The organism is Myxococcota bacterium, from assembly GCA_041389495.1.
Taxonomy (GTDB): domain Bacteria; phylum Myxococcota_A; class UBA9160; order UBA9160; family UBA4427; genus JAWKRT01.
Genome location: JAWKRT010000002.1, coordinates 1,144,311 through 1,168,358, shown reverse-complemented (window position 1 = coordinate 1,168,358; position 24,048 = coordinate 1,144,311). Strand labels below are relative to the sequence as shown.

Sequence of the window (24,048 nt, the reverse complement as noted above, 5' to 3'; positions counted from 1 at the left end):
GCATGGCCGGCGGCGGGCGGCTCGCCTAGCGTCCGCGCCGTGGAGCCGTCGCTCGAGGCGCGCGAGGAAGGCGTCGTCGTCTGCGTGCGCGTCGCGCCGCGCGCGCGGCGCGACGCCATCGCGGGCGTCCACGACGGCCGCCTCAAGGTCGCCGTGACGGCACCGCCCGAGAAGGGGAAGGCGAACGACGCCGTGGCGCGCGTGCTCGCGCGGGCGCTCGGCGTGCCGCGCTCGCGCGTCGCGCTGCTCGCGGGCGCGACCTCGCACGACAAGCGCTTCCTGATCTCGGGCGAGGCGCTCGAGGCCGTCCGCGCCCGGCTCCGCGCGCAGGTCGAAGCGCCGCGCGGCTCGACGAGCTAGCGACCGCCGCGCCGGCGCAGCTCGAGCAGCAGCGCGCGCAGGTCGCGCCGCGCGCCGATCAGCTCCTCGCGCATGCGCACGATCACCGCCGCGCCGGCGAGATTCACCTCGAGCTCGTCGACGAGCTGGTGGGCGACGCGCACCCGCTCGAGCATGCGCTCCGAGTAGCCGCCGCGCGCGTCGTCGGGCGCGTCCATCTCGATCACCCGCTCGCGCTCGAGCGCCGCGACGAACGGCTCGTCGAGCTCGAGCAGCACCGCGATCTCGCGGCGCGTGTAGGTCCGCGTCGTCATCGCCGCGCCGCCTCCGCCACCGCGGCGCGCACGTCGGCGCCCTCGTAGAGCGAGCGCATCTCCTCGGCGACGCGCCGCAGCGCGTCGCTCTCCTCGGGCAGCACGGCGACGAGCCGCACGATGAGGTCGCCGCGCGCGCCCTCCCCGCTCTTCGCGCCGCGTCGGGTCGCGCCCTTGCCGCGCAGGCGCAGGCGGCGGCCGTTGGGAGAGCCGGGCGGAACGGTCATCGAGACGGCGCCGTCGGGCGTCGGCACGTCGACCTCCGCGCCGAGCACGAGCTCGGGAAGCGTCACGGGGAGGTCGTACGAGAGGTCGTCGCCGTCGCGCTCGTAGAGCGCGTGCGGGCGCACGTGCAACGCGAGCACGAGATCGCCGGGCGGGCCTCCGTCGCGTCCCGGCTCGCCCTTGCCGGCGAGGCGGATGCGCGTGCCGTCGTCGGCCCCGGGCGGGATGCGCACGCGCAGCCGCCCGTGCCCCTCGAGCTCGATCGACACCTCGCCGCCGCGCACCGCGTCGAGGAAGCCGACTTCGACGTCGCCGCGCGCGTCGCGACCGCGGCGCGGCCCGCGCGCCGCGCGCCACTGCGCGGAGCCTCCGCCCGGCGCGCCACCGGGCGCGCCGCCGAAGAAGCTCGAGAGCAGCTCCTCGATGTCGACGTCCTCGTCGCCCGCTCCCTGCGCGCGGAACGTCTCGTGGTAGGGGCTGCGGCGCGCGCCCTCCGCCCAGCGGCGGTAGGCGCGCGCCTGCTCGGGGTCGAACCCGTCGGCGAGCCCCGCGCGCCCGAACTCGTCGTAGAGCTTGCGCTTGTCGGGGTCCGAGAGGACGTGGTGCGCGGCCGAGACGCGCTTGAAGCGCTCCTCCGCCGCCGGATCGTCGGGGTTGACGTCGGGATGGTGCTCGCGCGCGAGCCGTCGGTAGGCCGTGCGGATCGCGTCGGCGTCCGCCGTGCGATCGACGCCGAGCACGGCGTAGAGGTCCTCGTCCTCCATGGCCGCGCACCATAGCGGCGCCGCTGCGCTGTGGTCGACGGCCGGCGCGGCTATGCTGCGCGACCGCCCGGGAGGGAGTCCTTCCCGCGGCCCTGCGCCACCCGCTCCCAGCGAGGCCGCCCGTGCCGGACAAGACGCGCACCCTCCACGAGACCCTCGAAGCGCTGCACGCCGAGCTCGAAGGGGTCGAGCTCGACGGTCCGCTGCGCGCGGAGCTGCGCCTCGCGGCCGACGACATCCGGCGCGCCCTCGCCGAGTGTGGCGACGGGCCTCCCGAGCTGCCGTCCGGCCTCGGCGCGCGCCTGCGCGCGGCGCTCGAGGAGTTCGAGCGCACGCACCCGAAGCTCACCTGGGCGACCGGGCGCGTCGTCGACGCGCTCGCCGAGATGGGCCTCTAGCGGGCCGATCCCTCGCCGCGCCCGGCGCGGTCCGCATCCCCGGCGCCTCCGCGCGCCGCGCGCGGCTTCATGTGCTCGTCGAGGAAGCGAAGGACGTCCTCCAGGATGTCGTCGGCCGTGGCCGGGCTCCCGAACGAGTGGTCGAGCCCCGCCAGGACGCGGAATCGCACTGGCACGCCCGCGCGCTCGAGCGCGAGGCGCATGCGGTAGGCGTGGTCGACGTCGACGTTCACGTCCTTCGAACCGTGCACGAGGAAGACGGGCGTCGAGATCTCGCTCGCGCGATAGACGGGCGAACGCTGGACCATGTCCTCGAGATCGCGATCGGGGTCCCCGACCAGATCGACCAGATGGTTGCGAACGCGCTCGGAGCGCCGCGCCGGCCATTCGTCGAAGAGGACCGGAAGGTCCGTCACGCCCGCGAAGCTGACGACGCACCGGTAGCGGTCGGGATGCCGGATCGCGCCCATGAGCGAGGCGTACCCGCCGTAGCTCCCGCCGACCGCGGCGACGCGATCCGGGTCGACCCAGCGCTGCGCGACGACGTAGTCGTAGGCGGCGTCGATGTCGTCCTCGATGCCGCGGCCGACCTCGCCGAAGCCCGCCGCCTCGAACGCCTTGCCCCGCCCGCCCGAACCCCGGTAGTTCACCTGCAGCACGGCGTACCCGTAGTAGGCGAGCAGCTGGGCCACGGGATCGAAGCCGAGGTCGTCGCGCACGCCGAGCGGCCCGCCGTGCGGGAGCACGACGAGCGGCGGCGTGCGCGGTGCGGCGGGCTCGTCCCACGCGCGGATCGGCGCAGGCGGCTCCACGGGCTCGGTGAAGATCGCCTCGATCTCCGGCCCCTCCGCCGCGCGCACGGTGAAGCGGCGCCGCGGCGCGAAGTCGATCGCGTCGAGCAGCGTCGAGACGCGCCCGATCTCGCGCGCGCTGCCGTCCTTCGCGTCGAACAAGGAGAAGCCGCCGCTGTCCGTATCGGAGTAGGCGGCGTACGCGACGACGCCGAGGTCGGCACTCGTCGACAGCACCCGCACCGTGTGGCCCGGCGCGAGGGCCGCGATGCGCTCGCGCTCTGCCGCGTAGGCGCCGTCGAGGTAGTGCATGCGCGGCTCGCCGTTGTCGAGGTAGACCACGCCGGCGAGCGAGGCGCGGTCGTAGCTCCAGGCGAGGTCGACGATCTCGGCCGTCTCGTGCTCGAAGATCACGCGCCCCTCCGCGCCCGTCGCGGGGTCGAGCTCGACGAGGGCGAAGCGGTCGCGATCGCGGTTCGACGCGACGAGGAGTCGCTCGCCGTCGGCCGTGAAGCCGAGTGGAGCGACGAAGAACGGCTCGTCGGCATCCCACGCGAGCACCTCGCGGAACGCGCGCGCGCCCCGCGCGCGGTGCACGATGCGCCGCCGCGCGACCTCGCCGTCGTCGTCTTCCAGCACCAGCGCGGCGCGCACGTCTCCGTCGCGGTCGACGACCGCGGTGGAGGCGCCCTCCGGAAGCCGCGTGACGCGGCGGTCGTCCGCGATCCACTTCGCGACGGCCTTCTCGTCGGCGATCTCGCGCAGGTCGATCCGGTAGACGTCGCGAGCCCGCTGGAACAGCACGTGGCCGTCGCTCCCCGGGAGCGGCGCCACGATCGTCCCGGCCACCGCGAGCGCGTGGCGCGACTGGATGACCCTCCCCTCGTCGCCGCCGACGACCACCACCTCGTACGCCCACTTCGTCCCTCTGCGCCGCCACGACTCGATCACGAAGCGGTCGCGGGCGACCCACTCGACGTCGAGGTCGACGCTGCTCGGGACCTTGAGCGCGACGTCGACCTCCATGCTCGAACGCCGGTAGACGCGGATCTCGCGCTTCGCACCGAGACGCACGATCGCCGTGAGGAACGCGCCGTCGGCGCTCACGCGGACCTGCTGCACCTCGGGCGGGCGGAAGAACGCGGCGATCGCGACCGGCTTGCGCTCGAAGGCCGGCGCGTGGCGCGCGCCGGCGACGAGCAGCGCGAGCGTCGCGACGCAGGCGAGCGCGAGCCGGCGCGCGCTCACGGCGCTCCCGCTCCTTCGCGCGCGGCATCGCCGCGCCCGACCACGCGCTCGAGGAAGACGTCGCGCGTGCCGCCCGTGTAGACGAGCGGGAAGCGATCGACGAGCTCGCGATTCCACTCGCGCAGCGTCGTGTACACGAGCGCACTGCGGTCGACGACGCGGGCGTCGGCGATGCCCTTGCGCAGGCCGCCGGCCGTGTAGACGACGAGCTGCCCGGGGTAGTTGAGGACGCCCGGCTCGACGCGGAATCGCCAGTAGTCGTTCACGCGCCGCGTCTGCACGCGGCTGCGCAGGACGCGCGACTCGTCGTCGCGCTCGGCGAGCATGAACCCGCTCCACCGATAGGAGCCCGCCTTCGCGACGACGATCTCGTAGCGGACGCCGCGCGCGAGCCCTCGCACGACGCGCTCGCCGTCGACCGCGACGTACACGATCGGGCGGTCCGTCTCGGTGTGGACGACGAGCAGGCCCTCGTCGGGAGCGAGGGCGAAGTCGGAGCCCTCCGGAAGCGGCCGGAAGGCGGCGCAACCGACGAGCGCGCCGATGGCGAGAACGCCGAGGCACGCGAGGGCGGCGCGAGAGGCAGGGACGGGGGCCACGCGCACAGCCTGCCCGCCGCGCGGCCGCCGCGGCAAGTCCGGGATCGGAGTCGACGGGCGAGCGGGGCGATTTACAATACGCCTCGTTTCGTATAGCGTGCCGGCGCCGCGCGCGACGGCGTGACGAGCGCGGTCGCGCCGTTTGCGCCGTTCGCGACGGTCCGCGACCGCAAGAGACCGAACGCGACCGCCGACGACTCGACGGTTCCGGCGCGCGCGAGAGCCGGCACCGCTCCGGTCCGCGTGCGGCCGGCAGCCCGACACCCTCAGGAGGAAGCTCCGTGGACTTCGACTTCTCCCCCATCGAGCAGAAGTTCGCCGACGAGGTCGAGCAGTGGCTCGTCGACAACCACGACCCCGTCGTGATGGACCACCACCGCGAGAACTTCACGCAGCTCTCGGATACGCCCGAGCGCCGCGCGTTCATGCAGAAGCTCGCCGACAAGGGCTGGCTCGGGATGTCGTGGCCGAAGGAGTACGGCGGCCAGGAGATCGAGGGCGTCTACGAGTACATCCTGAACGAAGCGCTCTCGAAGCACGCCGCGCCGCAGATCGGCAAGGGCGTCGGCATCATCGGCAAGACGCTGATCCGCCACGGCAGCGACAAGCTGAAGCAGGAGTTCCTTCCGAAGATCCTGCGCGCGGAGATCGAGTTCGCCGTCGGCTACAGCGAGCCGAACGCGGGCTCGGACGCCGCGAACATGCAGCTCAAGGCCGAGAAGGTCGACGGCGGCTGGCTGCTGAACGGCCAGAAGATGTGGACGACGTCCGCGCACTTCGCCGACTGGTACTGGGTGGGCGCGCGCACCGACCCGGACAAGCCGAAGCACGACGGCCTCTCGCTCTTCCTGATCCCGATGGACCACCCGGGCCTCGAGGTCCAGAGCCTCCCGACGATCGGCAAGGACACGACGAACCAGGTCTTCTTCCACGACGTGTTCGTGCCCGACGACTACCTCGTCGGACAGCGCGGCAAGGGCTTCCAGTACATCTCCGAGGCGCTCGACCTCGAGCGCTTCACGATGTTCACGCTCTCGCCGATCGCGAACCGCACCAACGTGCTCGTCGACTGGGTGAAGCAGGCGACGCGCGACGACGAGCCGCTCAAGGACGACCCGAACGTGCGCCGCACGATCGCGCAGATCGTGACCGACACGGCGGTCGCCAAGGCGCTCAGCACGCGCTTCGTGTGCGCGGCGAAGAGCGGCGGCAAGCCGCCGACCGTCGAGTCGTCGCAGTACAAGCTGTTCACGACGACGCTGTCGCAGCGCGTGTGCAAGGACGCGCTCGACATCATGGGCGCGACCGGCACGATCATGGAAGGCCAGGACGAGGCGCCCCTGCTCGGCCGCTTCGAGGGCGCCTATCGCGCGACGATGAACGAGACCGTCGGCGGCGGTGCGTCCGAGATCCAGAAGAACATCATCGCGCGCCGGCACCTCGGCCTGCCCAAGAACTTCTAGCGGGAGCCCCTCCGATGGACCTCGACCTCACCGAAGAGCAGCAGATGATCGTCGACATGACGCGCTCGATGCTCGAAGAGCACTCGACCGCGGAGACGGTCCGTCTGATGGAAGACGACCCGAAGGGCTACCCCGACGACCTGTGGAAGCAGATGGGCGAGCTCGGGCTGAACGGCATCCTGATCCCCGAGTCGTACGGCGGCGGCGGCATGACGCTGTTCGACGCCGCGCTCGTGTACGAGGAGATCGGCCGCGCGATGGCGCCCGTCCCGCACTTCGTCTCGTGCGTGATGGGCGCGGGCGTGCTGCTCGCCGCGGGGAGCGACGAGCAGAAGCAGGAGTGGCTGCCGAAGATCGCGAGCGGCGACGCCATCCTGACGCCGGCCTGGCTCGAGCCCGACCGCGGCTACGGCGAGCGCGGCATCGCACTTCGCGCGAAGGCCGACGGGGGCGACTTCGTGCTCGACGGCGTGAAGCGCCACGTCGGCTACGCGAGCTCGGCCGATCGCCTGATCGTGCTGGCGCGCACCGACGCGGGCGTCGACCTCTTCCTCGTCGATCCGCAGGCGAAGGGCGTGACGATGAAGCACGTGCTCGCGCAGGGCCGCGACCCGCAGTACCGCGTCGAGCTCGCGGGCGTGCGCGTTCCCGCGAGCGCGCGCATCGGTGCGCCGGGAACCGGATGGGCGACGTGGAACGCCGCGATGCACGACGGCATCGTGCTGCTCGCGGCCTCCGCGGTCGGCGGCGCGCAGCGCTGCCTCGAGGAGACCGTCGACTACGCCAAGCAGCGCGTGCAGTTCGACAAGCCGCTCGGCGCCTTCCAGGCCCTCGCGCACTACATGGCCGACGCGTCGACGCGCATCGACGGCGGCCGCGTGCTCGTGTGGGAGGCGGCCTGGAACCGCGCGCAGGGGCGCGAGGTCGCGCGCCTCGCCCCGATGGCGAAGCTCTTCTGCTGCGAGACCTATCGCGAGACGACGCGCGTGTGCGCCCAGATCTGGGGCGGCGTCGCGTTCACCATCGAGTACGACCAGCAGATGTTCTTCCGGCGCGCCAAGGCGCTCCAGCTCTCCTGGTGGGACACGCCCTACCTCGAGGAGCTCGTCGCGGCGGACGTGCTCGACTGAGCGAACGATCGGCGCGCAGCCCCGCGCGACCCCCATCGCCCGCGACCCGAGCCCGCCCTACGCTCCCGCGCCGTGACCGCCGCGGCATGGGCCACCTCGTGCGTCGTCGTCGCGATGTTCGCGCTCATGGTGCGCGGGACGTCGCCGGCGATCGCGGTCGTCGGCGCGCTCGTCGCGCTCCTCTCGCTCGGCGTCGTCGACGAGCGGCGCGCCTTCGCCGGCTTCGCGAACGCGGCGCCGATGACGGTCGCCGCGCTCTACGTGGTCGCGCGCGCCGTCGAGCGCAGCGGCGTACTCCGACCCCTGCTGCGCGGCGCCGTCGTCGCCGGAGAGGCTCCCGTGCGGGGCCTGCTGCGCCTGCTCGTGCCCTCCGCCGCCGCCTCCGCGTTCCTCAACAACACACCCATCCTCGCGGTGCTGATGCCCGGGATCCTGCGCGCTTCCGAGGCGCAGCGCGTCCCGCCTTCGCGCACGCTGATGCCGCTGTCGTTCGCGGTCGTGCTCGGCGGCGTGGCGACGACGCTCGGCACGTCGACGAACCTCGTCGTCTCGGGATTGCTCGACGCGGCGGGCGGCGAGCCGCTCGGCGTGTTCGAGATCTCGCGCGTCGGCGCGCCGCTCGCCGCGCTCGGCGTCGCGCTGCTCGCGTGGACGGCGCCGCGCCTCTTGCCGGACCGGGACTCGCCGCGCAGCCGCCTCGCTGCCGCCGAGCGCGAGTTCGTCGTGCGCATGCTCGTCGACCCGCGCGGCCCGCTCGTCGGGCGCACCGTCGAGGCGGCGCGCCTGCGCAGCCTCGAGCGGGTCTTCCTCGCGCAGATCGAGCGCGCGGGCGAGCCGCTCGCGCCGGCCACGCCGGAGACCGTGCTGCAGGCGGGCGACCACCTGCTCTTCGTCGGCGAGGCGCGCGACGTGGCCGAGCTCCGCGCGCACGCGGGCCTCGTGTCGGCCGAGCACTCGCACCTGCTCGGGCTCGACGGCAACGCGCACGGGCTCGTCGAGGTCGTGCTCGGTCCCGCTTCACCGCTGCTCGGGAGGACACCCAAGGAGGTCGGCTTCCGCGCGCGCTACGGCGCGGCGATCGTCGGCATCCACCGCGAGGGCGCGCCCGTCGCGGCGAAGCTCGGCGCCGTGAAGCTGCGACTCGGCGATACGTTGCTGCTGCTCGCCGACGAGGGATTCTCCGCGCGCTGGAGCGACCGCCCGGACTTCGTCGTCGTCGCCGACGACGACGCCACGCCGGTGCGGCCCCGCGGCGTTCGCGGCGTGCTGCCGGCGGCGATCGCCTTCGGCGTCGTCGTCGTCGCGGGCAGCGGCGCGCTGCCGATCCTGCACGCGTCCTTGCTCGGCGCGCTCGCCGTCGTCGCGACGCGCGCACTCACGGTGCACGAGGCGCGCGCGTCGATCGAGATCGACGTGCTCGTCGTCATCGCGGCGTCCTTCGGCATCGGCGCCGCGATCGAGGACTCCGGGCTCGCCGCTGCGCTCGCGCATCGCGTCGTCGAGGGCGCGTCCGGCCTCGGCTGGCGCTTCGCCCTCGCGGCCGTCGTGCTCGCCACGTTCGCGCTGACCGAGTTCATCTCGAACAACGCCGCCGCCGCGCTCGTGTTCCCGATCGCCGTGGCCACCGCGACCGAGGTCGGCATCGAGCCGCGGCGCTTCGCGATCGCGGTCGCCGTCGCCGCCTCGTGCTCGTTCCTCACGCCCATCGGCTACCAGACGAACCTGATGGTCTACGGACCGGGCGGCTACCGCTTCGGCGACTACGCGCGGCTCGGCCTCCCGCTCAGCGCGCTCACCTTCGCCTGGATCATCGCCGCCGCCTAACTACGTTCCCCGCGCTCGCCGGGCTGCGGCACCACGGCGATCAGCGCGAGGCCGGGAAGCGCGAGCGCGGCGGTGAGCGCGAAGAACGCGCCCCATCCGAGCTCTGCGGCGAGCCACCCGGAGGCCGCGCCGAAGAGCGCGCGCCCGAGCGCCATGAGCGACGTGAGGAGCGCGTACTGCGACGCGCTGTACGGCCCGCGGCTCCAGCCCGAGAAGTACGCGACGAAGGCCGTGGCAGCGACGCCGCCCGTGAAGCTGTCCGCGACGACGGCCACCGCGAGCGCGGCGACGTCGTGGCCTTCGCCCGCGAGCCACGAGAACAGCAGGTTCGTCGCCGCCTGCAGCACGCCGCCGACGAGGAGCGCCGGCCCGAGCCGCGCGCGCGCGACGAGCACGCCGCCCGCCGCGATGCCGACGACCTGCGCGGCGACGCCCGCCACCTTCGTCACGCTCGCGATCTCGACGCCCGAGAACCCGAGGTCGACGTAGAACGGGCTCGCCATCGCGCCCGCGACCGCGTCGCCGAGCTTGTACAGCAGTGCGAACGCGAGGATGGCACCGACGCGCGGCCAGCGGAGCACGTCGGCGAGCGGCTCGACCCACGCGCGCGCGATCGGCGCGTCCGCGATCGAGGCGCCCGCGGTCGGCGCGGGCTCGGGCGCGGCGACGACGAAGAGCATCGCGAGCGCCTGCACGCCCGCGAGCGACGCGAAGACGAGGTTCCAGGCGACGAAGTCCGAGAGCGCGATCGCACCCGCACCGGCCAGCACGAGGCCGACGCGATAGCCCGCCTGTGTCGCGGCCGCGCCCGGCCCCTGCTCGTGCGTCCCCAGGATCTCGATGCGATACGCGTCGACGGCGACGTCCTGCGTCGCGGACAGGAAGGCGATCGCGAGGGCCAGCAGGCCGGTCGCGAGCGGCCGCGCCGCGGGCTCGGCGCCGCCGAGCGCGAGGATCGCCGCGACGAGCCCGGCCTGCGTCGCGAGGATCCACGAGCGTCGCCGGCCGAGGCGCCCGATGCCGGGCCACGCGACGCGATCGAGCACCGGCGCCCACAGGAACTTGAGCGCGTACGGCAGGCCCACCGCGGCGAACAGGCCGATCGACGTCGTGTCGAGGCCTTCGCGCGCGAGCCAGTAGGCGAGCGTCGACGTCGTGAGCAGGAGAGGCAGCCCGCTCGCGATGCCCATGCCGAAGATCGCGAGCAGGCGGGCGTCGCGATAGACACCGAAGGCACCGAGGAGCCCGCGCCCGCGCGGCGCGTCCGGGCTCACGCGCCGCCCTCCGGCGCGCGCGGCACCGCGGCGGGCTCGCGGGCGCCGCGCGCACGCCGCACCCAGAGCTGCGTGCGCGCACCCGGCTCGGCGCCGCAGGCGAGCGCGTAGTCGCGCGCGAGCGCACGCCCGAGGGCGCCGGGCACGCTCGCGGGCGCCTTCCACAGCAGCACGGCGTCGACGGGCCGCGGGTAGGCCTCGAGGTCGAGGTCGACGGGCGGCATGCACTCGACGCAGCCGATCGTGCGCACCGGCACGAAGCCCGCGCGCCACACGAGCGGGTGGTTGCCGTTCTCGGCGGTGTGGTTGTCGAGGTTCACCGCGCCGCGGCGGAGGGCCGAGCGCGCGCCGGCGTGGACGAAGGGGTCGACCGGCGCGTAGAGCGAGCCCACGCCCGCGAAGCGCGCCGTCGGCTCGAACGTGAGCGGGAGCAGCACGGCGCCCTCCGGAATCGCGGCGTCGCACGCGTGATAGGCGGCGAGCTCCGCCGACGCAGCGCGCTGGTCGAGCGCGGCGACCGCGGCCGCGAGCAGCGCCGCGAGGCCGAGCGCGACGCCTGCGAGGCTCGCGGGCCGCGGGCCCGCACTGCCCGTCGCGTCGCCCGCGCGGCCCGCTCTACCCGCGTCGCCCGTGCCGGCGCCGCCGGCGCCGTCGGCGTCGGGCGTGCGCGCGCCGATCCACGCGGCGGCGAGCAGCACGGGGTAGAGGACGAGGCGCGGCGTCAGCATCTCGCCGGCGAGCGACGACGACGGCATCACGACCGCGAGCGCGAGCAGCGCGAGCGCGGCGATGCCGAGCCCGCGCGCGGCCGGGTGGCGCGCGCCGCGGCGGTCGAGCGACGTCGCGAGCAGCGCGAGCGCGAAGAGCATCGGAGCGAGCGGCGCGACGTCCTGGTCGCCCCAGGCCGAGAAGAAGACGAGCGCGAACGTGTTGCGCACGTTCACGAGCACGGCGCGACCCGCGAACACGAGACCCGCCGGCCCGCCCTCCGAGCTCGCGAACCACAGCACGAGGAGCGCGCACGGAAGCGCCGCGACGGCGGCCCGGCCGACGCGCGCGGCCTGCGCGCGCCACGCGCGCGGCGCGCGCGCGAGCTCCGCGAGCTCGAGCGCGCCGATCGTCACCGCCAGCGCGAGCGTCGAGACGACGTGCGTGAAGTAGAGCAGCACGCACGCGGCGCCGAACGCGGCGAAGCGCGCGACGCCGCCACGCTCCGCCGCGCGCACGTACAGCGCGAGCGCCCACGCCCACAGCGCGACGCTCAGGCAGAAGTTGTAGAGGCCCATGCCGAGCGCGAAGCCGTGCGCGAGCGGCACGGCGGCGAGGGCGAGCCACGGCCGCGCGTGCCCGAGCGCGCGCAGGAGCGCGTGCAGCGCGAGCGGGAGGCCCACGACGTACGCCGAGACGAGCACGCGCTCCGCGACGTCCGGGTCGAGCGCGCGCGCGAGCGCCGCGAGCACGAGCTGCGCCGTCCAGTTCGGGTTCGGCTCGCGCGAGACCGCGAACACCTCGCGCAGCAGCGCGCGCGCGGGGTCGGACCACTCCGCGAGCGCGACGGCGTTGAACAGGTGCGTCGCACCGTCCTGCGTCGCGAACGGCCCGAAGGCCCAGACGGGAACGAGCTGGAGCGCGACGAGCGCGGCGAAGGCCGCGCGCTCGCGCGCACCGGTGCGCGCGCTCATTCGATCGGCGCGTACTTGCCCGGCGCGTGGCGCGCGAGCTTGCACGCGACCGGGAAGACGAACAGGAAGGCGAGCCCGATGAAGGCGTAGGCGTCGTAGAACGCCTCCATCGAGGCCTGCATGCCGAGCATGCGATCGATGATCCCGGTCGCGGCGACCTGCGCGGCGGCCGGGTCGACGCCCGCGTAGACGAAGTGCTGCGACAGGGCGTCGAGCCGTGCGACGGTGGGGAGGTCGAAGGGCCCGACGTGCCGCGCGAGCTCGGTGCGGTGCAGCTCGGCACTGCGGTCGAGGATCGAGGCGAGCGCGGCGATGCCGAAGCTCCCACCGAGCTGCCGGAACAGGTTGTACATCGCGGCTCCGTGCACGATCTCGCGCGACGGCAGCGAGCGGAGCGCCGCGGTCGAGAGCGGCACGAACAGGAAGCCCATCGTGATGCCGCGCATGAGCTGCGGGAGCAGCACGTCCTCCCAGCCCGACGCGAGCGTCCACTGGCTCATCATCCACAGCGTCACGGGCATGAGCGCCATGCCGACGAGGAAGATCGGCCGCGGGCCGACGCGCCAGACCATGGGCCCGATGATCGCCATCATCGCCGCCGTCGCGATGCTCGACGGCAGCACGGCCAGGCCCGAGTTCCACGCCGTCCAGCCGAGCAGCGTCTGCGTGTAGACCGGGAACAGGAAGATCAGTCCGAAGAGGCCCATGCCGGTGACGGCGCCGAGCACGCAGCCGATCGCGAGCTGCGGGCGGCGCAGCACGCGCAGCTCGATGATGGGGTTCTCGATGCGCAGCTCGCGCCAGACGAGCCCGCCGAGCCCGACGGCCGCACCGATCGCGAGCGCGACGATCTGCGGGCTCTCGAACCAGTCGTCCTTGTGGCCGCGCTCGAGCATGGTCTGCAGCGAGCCCACGCCGACGACGAGCAGCGCGATGCCGAGCCAGTCGACGCGCCCGCCCCGGCCGCCCGAGAGATGCGGCGGATCCTCGAGGTTCGCCATCACGAGGGTCGCGGCGAGGATGCCGAGCGGCACGTTGATCAGGAAGCACCAGTGCCACGAGTAGTTGTCGGTGAGGAAGCCGCCGAGCGTCGGCCCGAGGCTCGGGCCGACCATCGCGCCGATGCCGAACAGCGCCTGCCCCACGCCCTGCTTCGAGGGCGGGAACGACTCGACGAGGATGGCCTGCGACGTGGCGACGAGTGCGCCGCCCCCGAGCCCCTGCACGATGCGCCAGAAGATCAGCTGGTCGACCGTCATCGACGCGCCGCACATGAGCGACGACGCGGTGAAGATGCCGATCGAGACCGTGAAGTAGCGCTTGCGCCCGAAGCGCGCCGCGAACCAGCCCGTGAGCGGGATGATCACGACGTTCGAGATGATGTACGACGTGATCACCCAGTCGATCTCGTCGAGCGTCGCGCCGAGGTTCCCCATCATCGACGGGATCGCGACGTTCACGATGCTCGTGTCGATGATCTCGAGCAGCACGGCGAGCATCGTCGAGAAGACGATCAGGATGCGGCGCAGGTCGAGCCGGTAGTCCTCCTCCGACGTGAGGGAGGGCAGCGCCGCTCCGTCAGCGGACATCGACCGCCACCTCGGCGGAGAGGCCGAGCGCGAGCACGGGGGCGTCGGTCGCGCTCGCGACGGGCGCGCGACCCTCGTCGTTCTCGACCTCGTCGAGCACGATCTTCACGGGCACGCGCTGCACGACCTTCGTGAAGTTGCCCGACGCCGGCTCCGGCGGGATGAGCGCGTACTTCGCACCGCTCGCGGGCGAGAAGGACTCGACGTGGCCGTGCCACGTGAAGGCGGGGAAGGCGTCGACGCGCACGTCGGCCGGCGCGCCGACGCGCATGCGCCGCAGCTGCGTCTCCTTGAAGTTCGCGACGATCCAGCTCGCCTCGCTGCGGCGCAGGGCCATCAGCGGCTGCCCCTCGCGCACGATGTCGCCCTCGTGCGCGCTCTTGCGGCCGACGACGCCGTCGAAGGGCGCGCGCACCTCGGTGCGGGCGAGCGCGAGCTCGGCCTCGCGCAGCGCCGCCTCGGCCTGGCGGAGCGGCGCCTCGTTCGCGACGACCTCGCGCTCGGCCTTCGCCTGCAGCTCGAGCGCGCGCACGCGCGCGACGGCCGCGTCGTTCGCGGCGCGCGCCGCGTCGAGCTGCTGCGCGCTCGCGGCCGCACTCCGCACGAGCTGCTCGACGCGCGCGAGCTCGCGCCCCGCGCGCCACACCTCGACGCGCGCCGCCTTCGCCCCGGCCTCGGACGAGGCCGCCGAGGCCTGCGAGGCCTCGATCCGGTTGCGCGCGGCGTCGAGATCGGCGCGCGCGCGGTCGAGGCGCGCGACGAAATCCGCGCGGTCGAGCCGCACGAGCACGTCGCCGGCCGCCACCGCCTCGTGCTCGTCGACGAGGATCTCGACGATGCGCCCCGACACCTCGGGCGCGAGACGTCCGAGCGTGCCCTCGACGAACGCGTCGTCGGTGCGCTCGAAGCCGGAGCGGCGGTGGTACTCGAACGCGCCCGCCGCGATGGCGACGACGAGCGCGACGATGCTGATCCACGTGCCGGGCTTGCCGCCGCGGAGCGAGAGCGCGAAGCGCCGAGCCGGAGTCACGAGCCTTCTTCCCTTCCGGCGGCCGCGCCGCCCGTGTCCGCCGAGGCGGCCGCGCCGCCGCCCACGCGCGGGGCCGCGCCGCCGTCGTCGCGACCCATCGCGATGCCCGCGAGGAACAGGTCGACGAAGGTGTCGACGACCTCGTCGAGGCCCTGCGGATACACCTCGGCCTGTCCGTGGACGACGCGGACGTTCAGGTAGTCCCAGATCATCCCGAGGAACGCGCGCGCACCGAGCATCGGATCGATCGCGCGGAACGCGCCCTCCTCGATGCGCGACCGCACGTAGCTCGTGACGAACGCGCGCACGGGCTCGATGCGCCCGACGTAGAGCGGCGTCGCGAGCGCGTGCGACTCGAGGCCGGTGAAGAACATCAGCCGCACGAAGTCGGGGTCGCCCGTGCCCGCCTCGAGGATCGCGCGCGCGAGCCCGCGGAAGACGGCGTCGTCGTCGCGTCGCGCCGCATCCGCGCGCACGGCATCGACGAGCGAGGGCGAGCGGAGCTTGCGCTCCACGATCGCGTCGTAGAGCGCGTCCTTGCTCGCGAAGTAGCGGTACAGCGCCGCCTCGGTGATGCCCACCGCCTCGGCGATGCGGCGCGTGGTCGTGCCGTGGAAGCCGCGCTCGGCGAAGCAGCGGATGGCGGCGCTCACGATCTCCTCGCGGCGCTCGTCGGCGGTCGGCCGGCGGCGCGCGCGGCGGGCATCGCGCGCGGGCGGCGCGGCGGGCTCGGGGGTCTCGGACATGCGGGGGGTCTCGTGTCGGCGGCGAGGCCAGCGGTTAGTGAACACTTACTAAAACATGCAAGCGCCCACTCCGCAAGGGAATTTCTTGCATCGAACCGCGCGTTCGGCGCGTTCGCAGTCGTCCGTTGACGCTCGCGGGCGGCGGCGGGCAGGCTCGGACGCCGCGCGACGCCGCGGTGCGCCGCGCACTCCGGCCCGCGCCTCCAGGAGGAGCCCCCATGACGCGCTCGACCCCGCCCTTCCAGGTCCGCCCCATCGCCGGCGCGCTCGGCGCCGAGGTCACGGGCGTGGCGCTCGGCGACCTCGACGAGAACGGCTTCGCCAAGCTGCGCGACCTGCTGCGCGAGCACCTCGTGCTCTTCTTCCCCGAGCAGCACCTCGCGCCCGACGCGCACCGCGCGTTCGCGCTTCGCTTCGGGCCGCCCGAGATCCACCCGTTCATCCCCAAGCTCGACGACGCGCACCCGGAGATCGTCGTGCTGCGCGCGGGCGGCGGCTACATCGCCGACGTCTGGCACACGGACGTCACCTTCGACGCGTCGCCGCCCGTCTGCTCCGTGCTCAACGCGCTCGAGATGCCGGCCTCGGGCGGCGACACGATGTGGTCGAACCAGCACCTCGCCTACGAAGCGCTCTCGGCGCCGATCCGCGCGCTGCTCGCGGGGCTGCACGCGCGGCACGACGCGTCGAACTACGGCCATCCCGAGAACCACGCGATCCACCCCGTCGTGCGCCGACACCCGGAGACGGGGCGCCCTTCCCTCTTCGTGAACCGCCAGTTCACGCGCCGCATCGTCGAGCTGTCGCGCGACGAGAGCGAGGCCCTGCTCGCCCTCCTCTTCGACCACGCCGAGAAGGCCGAGTTCACCTGTCGTTATGCGTGGCGCCCCGGGACGATCGGCATCTGGGACAACCGCTGCACGCAGCACTGCGCGGTCAACGACTACGAGGGCGAGCGCGTGATCAGCCGGGTGACGATCCTGGGCGACGACCCGCAGCCCGCCTTCGAGACGCCGCGCTGGGACGCCTTCCGTCCGCGGCGTCTGTCGGCCGCGACCATGGGGCTCGACCGCGCCTAGCGACGGGGAGCCGGCGCGACGCGCGTGACGCGATCGGCTTCGTCCGCGCGAGGTGGCTCGGCGCGCGCGATCTGCGCCTCGAGCACGTCGACCGTCGCCTCGGAGGCGTCGTCCGCGCGCTCGGCGCGCGCGGCGACGCGCGCGCGCAGCACCGCCTCGTCCGCTTCGAACACGAGGATCTCGAACGGGACGCCGAGCTCGCGGGCGAGCGCCCGGAACGGAGCGCGCTCGGCGCGCGCGAGGAACGTCGCGTCGACGATCGCGTCGCGACCCGCCGCGAGCGCGACGCCGGCGAGCTCGCGCAGCCGCGCGTAGGTGCGCGCGCTGGCGTCGGCGCCGTAGATGCCGGAGCCCGGCGCGGCGCCCGTGCGCGCGAGCGCGTCGAGCCCGTGGAGGCGCTTGCGCTCGACGTCGGAGCGCACGCGCACCGCGCCGCGCTCCTCGACGAGCGGCGTCGTGCCCGTGGTCTTGCCGCTCCCCGAGAGCCCGTACGTGATGGCGAGCGTCGGCGCGCGCGGCGCGGCGAGCGCCTCGGCGAGTGCGACGTAGCCCGCGAAGTCGCGCTCGAGCTCGCGCACCGCCCCTGCGTCGCCGGCCTCGCCCGCTCCGCGCGCACTCTGGTCGCGCCGGATCTCGTCGACCTTCGCGCGCACGAGCGCGCGGTACGTGGCGTAGAAGGGCAGCACGCGCAGCGCGCCGTAGTCGCCGCTCGCCTCGCACCACGCGTTCACGAAGCGGTGCGCGAGCGCGCGCTGGTCGCGGCGCAGCAGGTCCATCTCCGTGAACGCGATCTCGCTCGCCGTGTCGATCCAGCGCAGCTCGGGCGCGAACTCGATGCCGTCGAAGACGACGACCTCGTCGCCCTCGAGGATCATGTTGCCGAGGTGCATGTCGCCGTGGCACTCGCGCACGAAGCCCTGCGCGAGCCGCTCCGCGAACACCGGCGCGAGCCGCGCGCGCTCGGCCTCGCACCACGCGCGCAGCGCCGAGAGCCGCTCCTGCATGCGCGGCGCGTGCGGGTGCCCGCACAGCAGGGCGAGCGTGTCGTCGACGGCGCTCCACACCGCTTCGGGCGTGCCGAACCGCGAGCCCGCGGGCGCGACCTCGACCTCGGCGTGGAAGCGCGCGACGCGCGCCGCGAGCGCGTCGACCGCCCCGCCCGCGAGCTCGCCGCGGCGCGCGACCTCGGACAGCAGCCGGTCCTGCGGAAAGCGGCGCATCCGCACCGCGTACTCGATCGCGTCCGCCGTCTCGCCCGGTTCGCCCGGTGCGCCCGGTTCGCCCGGTTTGCCGATGCGCGCGCGCTCGGGCGGCCCGAGGACGGGCACGACCGCCTCGTACATCGCGGGCGCGAGCCGGCGGTTCAAGCGCAGCTCCTCGCGGCAGAAGTGCAGGCGGCGCTCGAGCGTCGAGAAGTCGAGGAAGCCGAGGTCGACGGGCTTCTTGAGCTTGTACGCGCGATCGCCCGCGAGCGCGATCCACGACGCGTGCGTCTCGAGCACCTCGACGGGCTCGCGCACCGGATGCGGGTAGGCCTCCGGACGCCGCAGCGCCTCGATCATCCGCTCCGCACTGCCCGCCACCCGCACACCCCCTGCTTCGCGATCGCCCCCGCCGACCGGGGACGCCCGTGCACGCTCGCGCAGGCCGTCAGCCTGTCACGCGAGCGTGGCCGCGCGACACGCCCCGCCGGCGCGCACCCCGCGAGCGGGCGTTACGCTCGCGAGACGGCCCGGCTCGCCGGCACGCGTCCTGCACTGCGGCGCGGCGACACGCACGCGCGACGACGCCCGAACCGAGCACGGAGGACCGACATGACGCCGAACGAGCTCCGCGAACGCATCCTCTCGGACCACGCCCAGCTGCGGCGCGCTCTCGCCGACCTCGAGGAACTGTCGCACGCCGCGCTCGATCGCGGTGCCACCGGTCGCGAGGAGCTGCGGCGCGCCGGCGAGCACTTCCTGTTCCAGCTCGAGGAGCACATGCGGCACGAGGACGACCAGCTCGTGCCGCTCCTGCGCACGATCGACGCCTGGGGCCCCGAGCGCGCGCACCTCGTCGAGGAGGACCACCGCGCCCAGCGCGCGCAGATGCGCGTCTATCTCGACGCCCTCCGCCGCCGCGACGCGCCGCGCGCCGAGCTCGCCGACCTGCTGCTCGAGATCGCGTCCTGGCTGCGGCGCGACATGGACGACGAGGAGGAGGTCACGCTCCGCCCCGACGTGCTGCGCGACGACGTGGTGGGCATCGACGTCGAGGCGGGCTGAGCGCGCGCACGCGCGCACGCGCGCGCGGCGCCCCGACTAACGTCCGTCCAGGAGGCTCGCGAGCACCGCGCGCAGCTGCACGGGCAGCACGGGCTTGCGCAGCAGCGGGAGGCCGCGCTCCGCCGCGCGCGCGGCGACGTCCGGCCCGGCGTCGGCCGTCACGAGCGCGGCCGGCAGCGGCCCGAACGCCGCCTCGAGCTCCGCGAGCGCGTCGAAGCCGGTGCCGTGCGCGAGCGCGTGGTCGAGGAGCGCGACGGCCGGCGCGCGCGACGAATGCGCCTCGATCAGCTCGCGCGCGGTCGCGGCCGCGGCGACGTCGCACGACCAGTGGCCGAGCATCGCCGCGAGGGCCTCGCGCGCGGCCGCGTCGTCGTCGACCACGAGGACGAGGGCGCGCGCGCCCTCGCTCGCGTCCGCCCTCGCACTCGCGGCGATGCGCGCCCCGGGCCCGTCCGCGAGCGGCGCGCCGCGCGCGCGCGGCACGCGCACGCGGAAGCGCGTGCCCTCCCCCGGCGACGAATCGACCTCGACGTCGTGGCCGAGCGCGGCCGCGAGGCGCGCGACGATCGAGAGCCCGAGGCCGAGACCCGCCGCATCGCCGCGCGCGCTCTCGCCGCGCTGCCACGCGTCGAAGACGTCGCGCAGCTCCTCACCGTCGATGCCGCGCCCGGTGTCCGCGACCTCGATCTCGACGCGCGGGTCGCCCGCGCCGCCCGCGCGCGCGGCGCCGGGCTCGTCGTCCACCGCGCGCGCCGCGATGCGCACGCGCCCCGCGTCCGTGTAGCGGACCGCGTTGGCCGCGAGGTTCTGCAGGATCGAGCGCAGGAGCGCCGGGTCGCTCTCGACGAGCGCATCGCTCGGCTCGACCTCGAGCGCGAGGCCCTTCGCGCGCGCGAGCGGCGCGAACGTCGCCTCGAGCTCGGCGAACGCGCTCGCGAGCGCGACCGCCTCGACGCGCGGCGCGAGCACGCCCGCCTCGAGCCGCGCCTCGTCGAGCAGTGCGTCGAGCGACTGCTGCAGCGAGAGCGTCGCGAGCTGCGCCTTGCGCGCGAGCTCGCGCTGCGACGGCTCGGCGGCAGAGGCCTCGAGCGCGCCGAGGAAGAGGCGCAGCGCCTGCAGCGGCTGACGCGCATCGTGGCTCGCGGCCGCGAGCAGCCGCGTCTTCTCCGCGCTCTCGCGCTCGGCGCGCGCCTTCTCCTCGCCGAGCGCGACGTTGCGCGCGCGCGTGCGCGAGAGCAGGCCGCGCTCCTCGACCGACGCCGCGGCGGCCGCCGCGCGCGCGGCGACGAGGGCGACGAGCGCGGCGTCCTCGTCCTCGAAGTCCTCGCCCGAGCGCGGCGGCGCGAGCGCGAGCGCGCCGCGCACGGGGCGGCCGTCGGCCGTCGCCTCGAGCGGCGCGACGAGCACGCCCCCGCGCGGCGCTCGACGCCACCGCGTGCGCGCGCGGCGCTCGTCGCTGGGAACGCATCCGCTGCGGTCGCCGGCGGCGCGAGCGCCGGCGCCTCACCGACGGCGACCTCGCACGCGACGCGGCCGTCGATCTCGACGCGACATGCCGCGCCGCGCGCGCCGAGCACGTCCGCGAGCCCGGCCGCCGCCGTCTCGGCGACCTCGCGCAGCTTCTCGCAGCGCGAGAGCGGCTCGAGCAGCGCGTGCGCGCGCGCGGCGCGCGCGGCGATCGCGGAGCACCCAGTCGTCGAGCCGGCGGCGCGCGGCGAGCGCGGCCGGCGCGACGAGCGCGGCGCCGCCCACGCCGAGCGCGAGGCGCGCCGCGCCGCCCGAGAGCCCCGCCGCCTCGAGCGCGCGCGCGGCAGCCGGGCCCGCGAAGAGCGCCGCGCCGACGAGCAGCGCGAGCCCCGCGACGGCGACGACCGTCGCGTCGAGCAGCCGGTCGATGTCGAAGAGGCGATGGCGCGTCACGCCGACGTACAGCGCGAGCGGGATCGCGAGCTGCGCGAGCTGGCTCGGCAGGAACCAGCGCCCGAGCTCGGGCCGCACGGCCGACGCCAGCGCCACCATCGCCCCGGGTGCCGTGCCGACGAGCACGCCGAGGAAGAGCCACTTGAAGCGCCGCCGGTCGGTGCGGTTCGCCGCGCGGTAGCGCACGGCGCAGATCGCGGCGAAGAGCGCGCCGCCGACGACGGCGAACGCCCGGCCGGCCTGGCTCGCCACGCCATCCGGCAGCACGCCTCCCATCGTTCCGTCGACGAGCAGCACGCCGTTCAGACCGAGCAGCGCGGGCCAGCCCCGCGCCCACGGCACGCGGTCGACGCCGTCGGGGAAGCTCCGCAGCGCGCGCACGGCCGCGGGCTGCAGGAAGCACAGCGAGCCCGCCCGCAGCGCGAATGCGGCGAGCCACTCCGCGGGGGTCGTCCCGAAGTAGCTCCCCGTCCAGATCGCGGCCCCCATCAGCGCCGGGAAGCCGAGGCGCGCGACGCGCAGGTGCGGGAATCGCAGCAGCGCGACGAGCGCGGTCGCGGCGAATGCGAGCGACACGGCGAGCACCGGCCACTTGGGAATCGTGCCGGGGATGCGCGCGACGAGCGGCAGGCGCGCACCGTCGCGCTCGACGACGAGCGCGAGCGCGCCGCTCGCATCCATGCCGTCCCACGCGAGCGCGATCGCGCGCGGCGCCGACGCGCCGCGCGCGTCGACGCCGCCGATCTCGACGAGCGCATCGCCCGCGCGCAGCCGCTCCGCCGCGCGATCGGGAACGATCGTCCACTCGGGAATGCGCGACACGCGCGGGTAGGCCGAAGCGCTCGCCGCGCCCGTCGCGCGGAAGGGCGCGACCACCTCGTCGCGGCCGAGCGAGCGCACGGAGAGCGCGAAGGCGACGAGCCACACGGGCGTGAGCAGGAGGAGCAGCGCGCGGTCGAGCCGGTTCATCGCGCGGGCCGCCGGCGCCGGCCTAGCTTCCCGCGCGCGGCGGCGCCACGATCCCGCGCTCGACCAGCACGAGCACCGCCTCGGTGCGGTTCGTGACGTCGAGCGCGACGAGGATCGCCTCGACGTTCTTCTTCACGGTGCCGAGATGGATGCCGAGCTGCTCGCCGATCTCGCGGTTCGTCAGGCCGCGCACGAGCAGCTCCGCCACGTCGCGCTGCCGCGGCGTGAGGTGCGTCGACGCGAGCGCCTCCGCCGCCGCGCGCAGGCCGCTCGGCACGAACACCTCGCCATCGAGGATCTTCGAGAGCGCGGCGAGCAGCTCCGAGCGGCTCGCCGACTTCGGGATGTAGCCCTGCGCGCCGCGGTCGAGCGCGGCGCGCACGTCGCTCGGGCGCTCGGAGCCGGAGAAGACGGCGACGGCGGTCGCCGGATGCGCGGCGCGCAGCTCGGCGAGCAGGTCGAGACCATCGACGTCCGGGAGCCCGAGGTCGAGCAGCACGAGCGCGACGTCGCCCGCCTCGCGCAGCAGCGCGCGCGCCTCGGCCGCGTTCCTCGCCTCGAGCAGCTCCGGCGTCCCGGGCAGGTCGGCCAGCACGTGCTGCAGGCCGTCGCGCAGGAGATCGTGGTCTTCGCACGAGAGGATCTTCACGCTGGCCCCGGCGGTGGAACCGGGGGAGCATCGAAGATCCGGAACGGGCGCGCCACGCCGCCGCGCAGACGGCGGAGGCGTCGCGCGAGCGCTCCCGCCGAGCGGCGCGTTGCGTGCTCACGACGCGCGGAGCCTACGCCCGCCGCGGGCGGGCGCCGACGGGCCGAACGGCCCGGGTCGCCCCGCAGCGAGGACACGCGCCGAGCGCGCGCGGCGGCGCGGCGGCCGAGGATGCGCCGCGCGCCGCTAGACTCGGCGCGCCCTCCCCCACCCTCGCGCCGCGCTCGCGCGCCCGGGCTCCGGCTCGCGCGCTCGTCGCGGCGCCGCCGAGGTGCCCGCACCCATGTCGCCGCTCCGCCGCGTCGCTCCGCTCTTCCCGCTCGTCCTGCTCGCAGGTCTGGCCTTCGTCGTCGCCGCCGCACCCGCCCGCGCGCGCGAGACGGAGCGCTTCGTGAACGCGCGCGAGGTCGCCGCGACCGAACGCGCGCGCGACTTCCTGCTCGACGTCCCCTTCTTCTTGAAGGGCGAGCCGCACCCGCCCGTCGCGCGCACGCTCTCGACGCTCGAGGTCGAGCGCACCTCGAGCGGCGCGCTGCGCTCGGACGCGACCGCCTGCGAGGCCGCCTTCCTCGACGCGCTCCGCATCCTGCAGGAGAAGGCGCGCGCCGCCGGCGGCGACGCGCTCGTCGACGTCGTCTCGATCACGCGCGGCGTCGAGTACGAGAGCGCGAGCGCCGTGCGCTGCGTGGCCGGAGCCGTCGTCGTGCACGTCGGACTGCGCGCGAAGGTGACCGTGCGCGGCGAGCCGGCGGCGAGCGGGAGCGAAGGATCCGAGACGACGCCCGACGAGTGAGGCCGGCTTCGCGGCGCAGCGCGCGGGTGCTTCGTCAGAACCGCGCGCGGGTGCGCGCTAGTGCGCGCCGCCCGGGCGGTCGTGCAGCGGGCCCGCGGGCAGGCGGCCGTCGACGTCGGTGAAGCCGTAGACGTCGGCGAGCTCGCGCGAGGCGACCGCCCGTCCGCTCCAGCGCAGGCGACCGGGGTCGGCAGCGAGCGCGACGATCGCGCGGCCGGTGAAGCGCTGCGACTCGGCCGTCGTGAAGTCGAGCGTGGGGAGCCGCTTCGCCGCGCCCTCCATGCGCTCGGTCATCACGAGCCCGGGCCAGAGCGAGACGACGGCGACGCCGTGCGCGCGGAGCTCGTGCGCGGCGTCCGCCGTCAGGCGATCGAGCGCGCACTTCCCGACGCCGTAGGCGACGTGCCAGGCGTACTCGGCGGCGCCCGAGCTCGAGACGTTCGCGACGAGGCCGTCGCGCGCGCGCACCATGCGCCGCGCCGCACAGTGCGTCGCGACGTAGGCGCCGCGCGTGCCGACGCCGACCATGTCGTCCCAGTTCGAGAGCGGCGTCTCCCAGAACGGCCGTCCCGCGGTGAGCTCGCGCGGCACGACGTAGGCGCTGTTCACGAGCACGTCGAGGCGGCCCTGCTCGCGCTCGACGCGCTCGAAGAGCGCCTCGGTCTGCGCGTCGTCGCGGTGGTCGCACGCGACGGCGATGCCGCGCCCTCCCGCCTCGTCGACCGCGGCCGCCGTCGCGCCGACGGTGCCCGGGAGCGGCGCATCGCCCTCGCGCACGCTGCGGCCGGTGACGTAGACCGTCGCGCCCGCGGCGCCGAGCTCGATCGCACAGCCCTTGCCGATGCCGCGGCTCGCGCCGGTGACGACGGCGACCCTTCCGGAGAGGGGCTGCATG

Annotated in this window: 22 protein-coding genes; 8 read left to right on the top strand and 14 right to left on the bottom strand. The window is 75.0% G+C overall.

Going from position 1 to position 24,048, the window contains the following annotated elements:
* The first annotated feature begins 39 nt into the window (after positions 1–39).
* The gene (locus R3E88_15830; GenBank protein MEZ4217956.1) at positions 40–360 is read left to right on the top strand and encodes a DUF167 domain-containing protein; all 321 of its coding nucleotides are present in this window, start codon (positions 40–42) and stop codon (positions 358–360) included.
* Here R3E88_15830 and R3E88_15825 read toward each other — a convergent pair.
* Together R3E88_15825 and R3E88_15820 are read right to left on the bottom strand one after the other, a co-directional pair.
* Complete coding sequence (locus R3E88_15825) at positions 357–653, bottom strand: chaperone modulator CbpM (GenBank protein ID MEZ4217955.1); 297 nt, start codon at positions 651–653, stop codon at positions 357–359. The two genes, R3E88_15830 and R3E88_15825, sit on opposite strands and share 4 nt — an antisense overlap.
* Positions 650–1,642: a DnaJ C-terminal domain-containing protein gene (locus tag R3E88_15820; protein ID MEZ4217954.1), complete on the bottom strand. Its 993-nt coding sequence runs from the start codon at positions 1,640–1,642 to the stop codon at positions 650–652. Before R3E88_15820 ends, R3E88_15825 begins: the two co-directional genes overlap by 4 nt.
* Positions 1,643–1,764: 122 nt before the next feature.
* Here R3E88_15820 and R3E88_15815 point away from each other — a divergent pair, with 122 nt between their 5' ends.
* A complete protein-coding gene (locus R3E88_15815) occupies positions 1,765–2,040 on the top strand; it encodes a DUF4404 family protein (GenBank protein ID MEZ4217953.1) in 276 nt (91 codons plus the stop codon).
* On the opposite strand, the gene R3E88_15810 is transcribed toward R3E88_15815, so the two are convergent.
* Positions 2,037–4,079, bottom strand: a complete 2,043-nt coding sequence (locus R3E88_15810; protein MEZ4217952.1) for an alpha/beta fold hydrolase — start codon at positions 4,077–4,079, stop codon at positions 2,037–2,039. The genes R3E88_15815 and R3E88_15810 overlap by 4 nt on opposite strands.
* A complete protein-coding gene (locus R3E88_15805; GenBank protein MEZ4217951.1) occupies positions 4,076–4,678 on the bottom strand; it encodes a hypothetical protein in 603 nt (200 codons plus the stop codon). The genes R3E88_15810 and R3E88_15805 overlap by 4 nt, the downstream gene beginning before the upstream one ends.
* Before the next feature lie 281 nt (positions 4,679–4,959).
* Here R3E88_15805 and R3E88_15800 point away from each other — a divergent pair, with 281 nt between their 5' ends.
* The 3 genes from R3E88_15800 (at position 4,960) to R3E88_15790 (ending at position 9,095) form a co-directional block, all read left to right on the top strand.
* Entirely contained in the window at positions 4,960–6,141 is a 1,182-nt protein-coding gene (locus tag R3E88_15800; protein ID MEZ4217950.1) for an acyl-CoA dehydrogenase family protein, read from the top strand.
* A 14-nt stretch (positions 6,142–6,155) separates the two neighbouring features.
* A complete protein-coding gene (locus R3E88_15795) occupies positions 6,156–7,271 on the top strand; it encodes an acyl-CoA dehydrogenase family protein (GenBank protein MEZ4217949.1) in 1,116 nt (371 codons plus the stop codon).
* Positions 7,272–7,343: 72 nt separating this feature from the next.
* Positions 7,344–9,095: an SLC13 family permease gene (locus tag R3E88_15790; protein MEZ4217948.1), complete on the top strand. Its 1,752-nt coding sequence runs from the start codon at positions 7,344–7,346 to the stop codon at positions 9,093–9,095.
* Here the strand turns inward: R3E88_15790 and R3E88_15785 are convergent.
* Genes R3E88_15785 through R3E88_15765 form a run of 5 tightly spaced genes read right to left on the bottom strand, consistent with a single transcriptional unit; the run spans position 9,092 to position 15,416 of the window.
* Positions 9,092–10,369 (bottom strand): MFS transporter, encoded by a 1,278-nt coding sequence (locus tag R3E88_15785; protein ID MEZ4217947.1) that lies wholly within the window; start codon positions 10,367–10,369, stop codon positions 9,092–9,094. The two genes, R3E88_15790 and R3E88_15785, sit on opposite strands and share 4 nt — an antisense overlap.
* A complete protein-coding gene (locus R3E88_15780; GenBank protein MEZ4217946.1) occupies positions 10,366–12,051 on the bottom strand; it encodes a hypothetical protein in 1,686 nt (561 codons plus the stop codon). Before R3E88_15780 ends, R3E88_15785 begins: the two co-directional genes overlap by 4 nt.
* Positions 12,048–13,640, bottom strand: a complete 1,593-nt coding sequence (locus R3E88_15775; GenBank protein MEZ4217945.1) for a DHA2 family efflux MFS transporter permease subunit — start codon at positions 13,638–13,640, stop codon at positions 12,048–12,050. The genes R3E88_15780 and R3E88_15775 overlap by 4 nt, the downstream gene beginning before the upstream one ends.
* On the bottom strand, positions 13,630–14,670 hold the full coding sequence (locus R3E88_15770; protein MEZ4217944.1) for an HlyD family secretion protein: 1,041 nt from the start codon (positions 14,668–14,670) through the stop codon (positions 13,630–13,632). Before R3E88_15770 ends, R3E88_15775 begins: the two co-directional genes overlap by 11 nt.
* A complete protein-coding gene (locus R3E88_15765; protein MEZ4217943.1) occupies positions 14,667–15,416 on the bottom strand; it encodes a TetR/AcrR family transcriptional regulator in 750 nt (249 codons plus the stop codon). The genes R3E88_15770 and R3E88_15765 overlap by 4 nt, the downstream gene beginning before the upstream one ends.
* A gap of 218 nt (positions 15,417–15,634) precedes the next feature.
* On the opposite strand from R3E88_15765, the gene R3E88_15760 reads away from it, so the two are divergent.
* Entirely contained in the window at positions 15,635–16,495 is an 861-nt protein-coding gene (locus R3E88_15760; protein ID MEZ4217942.1) for a TauD/TfdA family dioxygenase, read from the top strand.
* On the opposite strand, the gene R3E88_15755 is transcribed toward R3E88_15760, so the two are convergent.
* Positions 16,492–18,057, bottom strand: a complete 1,566-nt coding sequence (locus tag R3E88_15755) for an AAA family ATPase (GenBank protein ID MEZ4217941.1) — start codon at positions 18,055–18,057, stop codon at positions 16,492–16,494. The genes R3E88_15760 and R3E88_15755 overlap by 4 nt on opposite strands.
* A gap of 252 nt (positions 18,058–18,309) precedes the next feature.
* Between R3E88_15755 and R3E88_15750 the strand changes: the two genes are divergently transcribed.
* Positions 18,310–18,762, top strand: a complete 453-nt coding sequence (locus tag R3E88_15750) for a hemerythrin domain-containing protein (GenBank protein MEZ4217940.1) — start codon at positions 18,310–18,312, stop codon at positions 18,760–18,762.
* Between the two features lie 36 nt (positions 18,763–18,798).
* On the opposite strand, the gene R3E88_15745 is transcribed toward R3E88_15750, so the two are convergent.
* From R3E88_15745 to R3E88_15735, 3 genes are all read right to left on the bottom strand, one after another.
* The gene (locus R3E88_15745; protein MEZ4217939.1) at positions 18,799–20,169 is read right to left on the bottom strand and encodes a hybrid sensor histidine kinase/response regulator; all 1,371 of its coding nucleotides are present in this window, start codon (positions 20,167–20,169) and stop codon (positions 18,799–18,801) included.
* A 96-nt stretch (positions 20,170–20,265) separates the two neighbouring features.
* On the bottom strand, positions 20,266–21,651 hold the full coding sequence (locus tag R3E88_15740) for a hypothetical protein (GenBank protein MEZ4217938.1): 1,386 nt from the start codon (positions 21,649–21,651) through the stop codon (positions 20,266–20,268).
* A gap of 22 nt (positions 21,652–21,673) precedes the next feature.
* A complete protein-coding gene (locus R3E88_15735; protein MEZ4217937.1) occupies positions 21,674–22,300 on the bottom strand; it encodes a response regulator transcription factor in 627 nt (208 codons plus the stop codon).
* 343 nt (positions 22,301–22,643) lie between these two features.
* Between R3E88_15735 and R3E88_15730 the strand changes: the two genes are divergently transcribed.
* Complete coding sequence (locus R3E88_15730) at positions 22,644–23,153, top strand: hypothetical protein (protein ID MEZ4217936.1); 510 nt, start codon at positions 22,644–22,646, stop codon at positions 23,151–23,153.
* Positions 23,154–23,210: 57 nt separating this feature from the next.
* Here the strand turns inward: R3E88_15730 and R3E88_15725 are convergent, their stop codons facing one another.
* Positions 23,211–24,047, bottom strand: coding sequence for an SDR family NAD(P)-dependent oxidoreductase (locus R3E88_15725; GenBank protein ID MEZ4217935.1), 837 nt, complete (start codon positions 24,045–24,047; stop codon positions 23,211–23,213).
* Position 24,048: the final 1 nt, after the last annotated feature.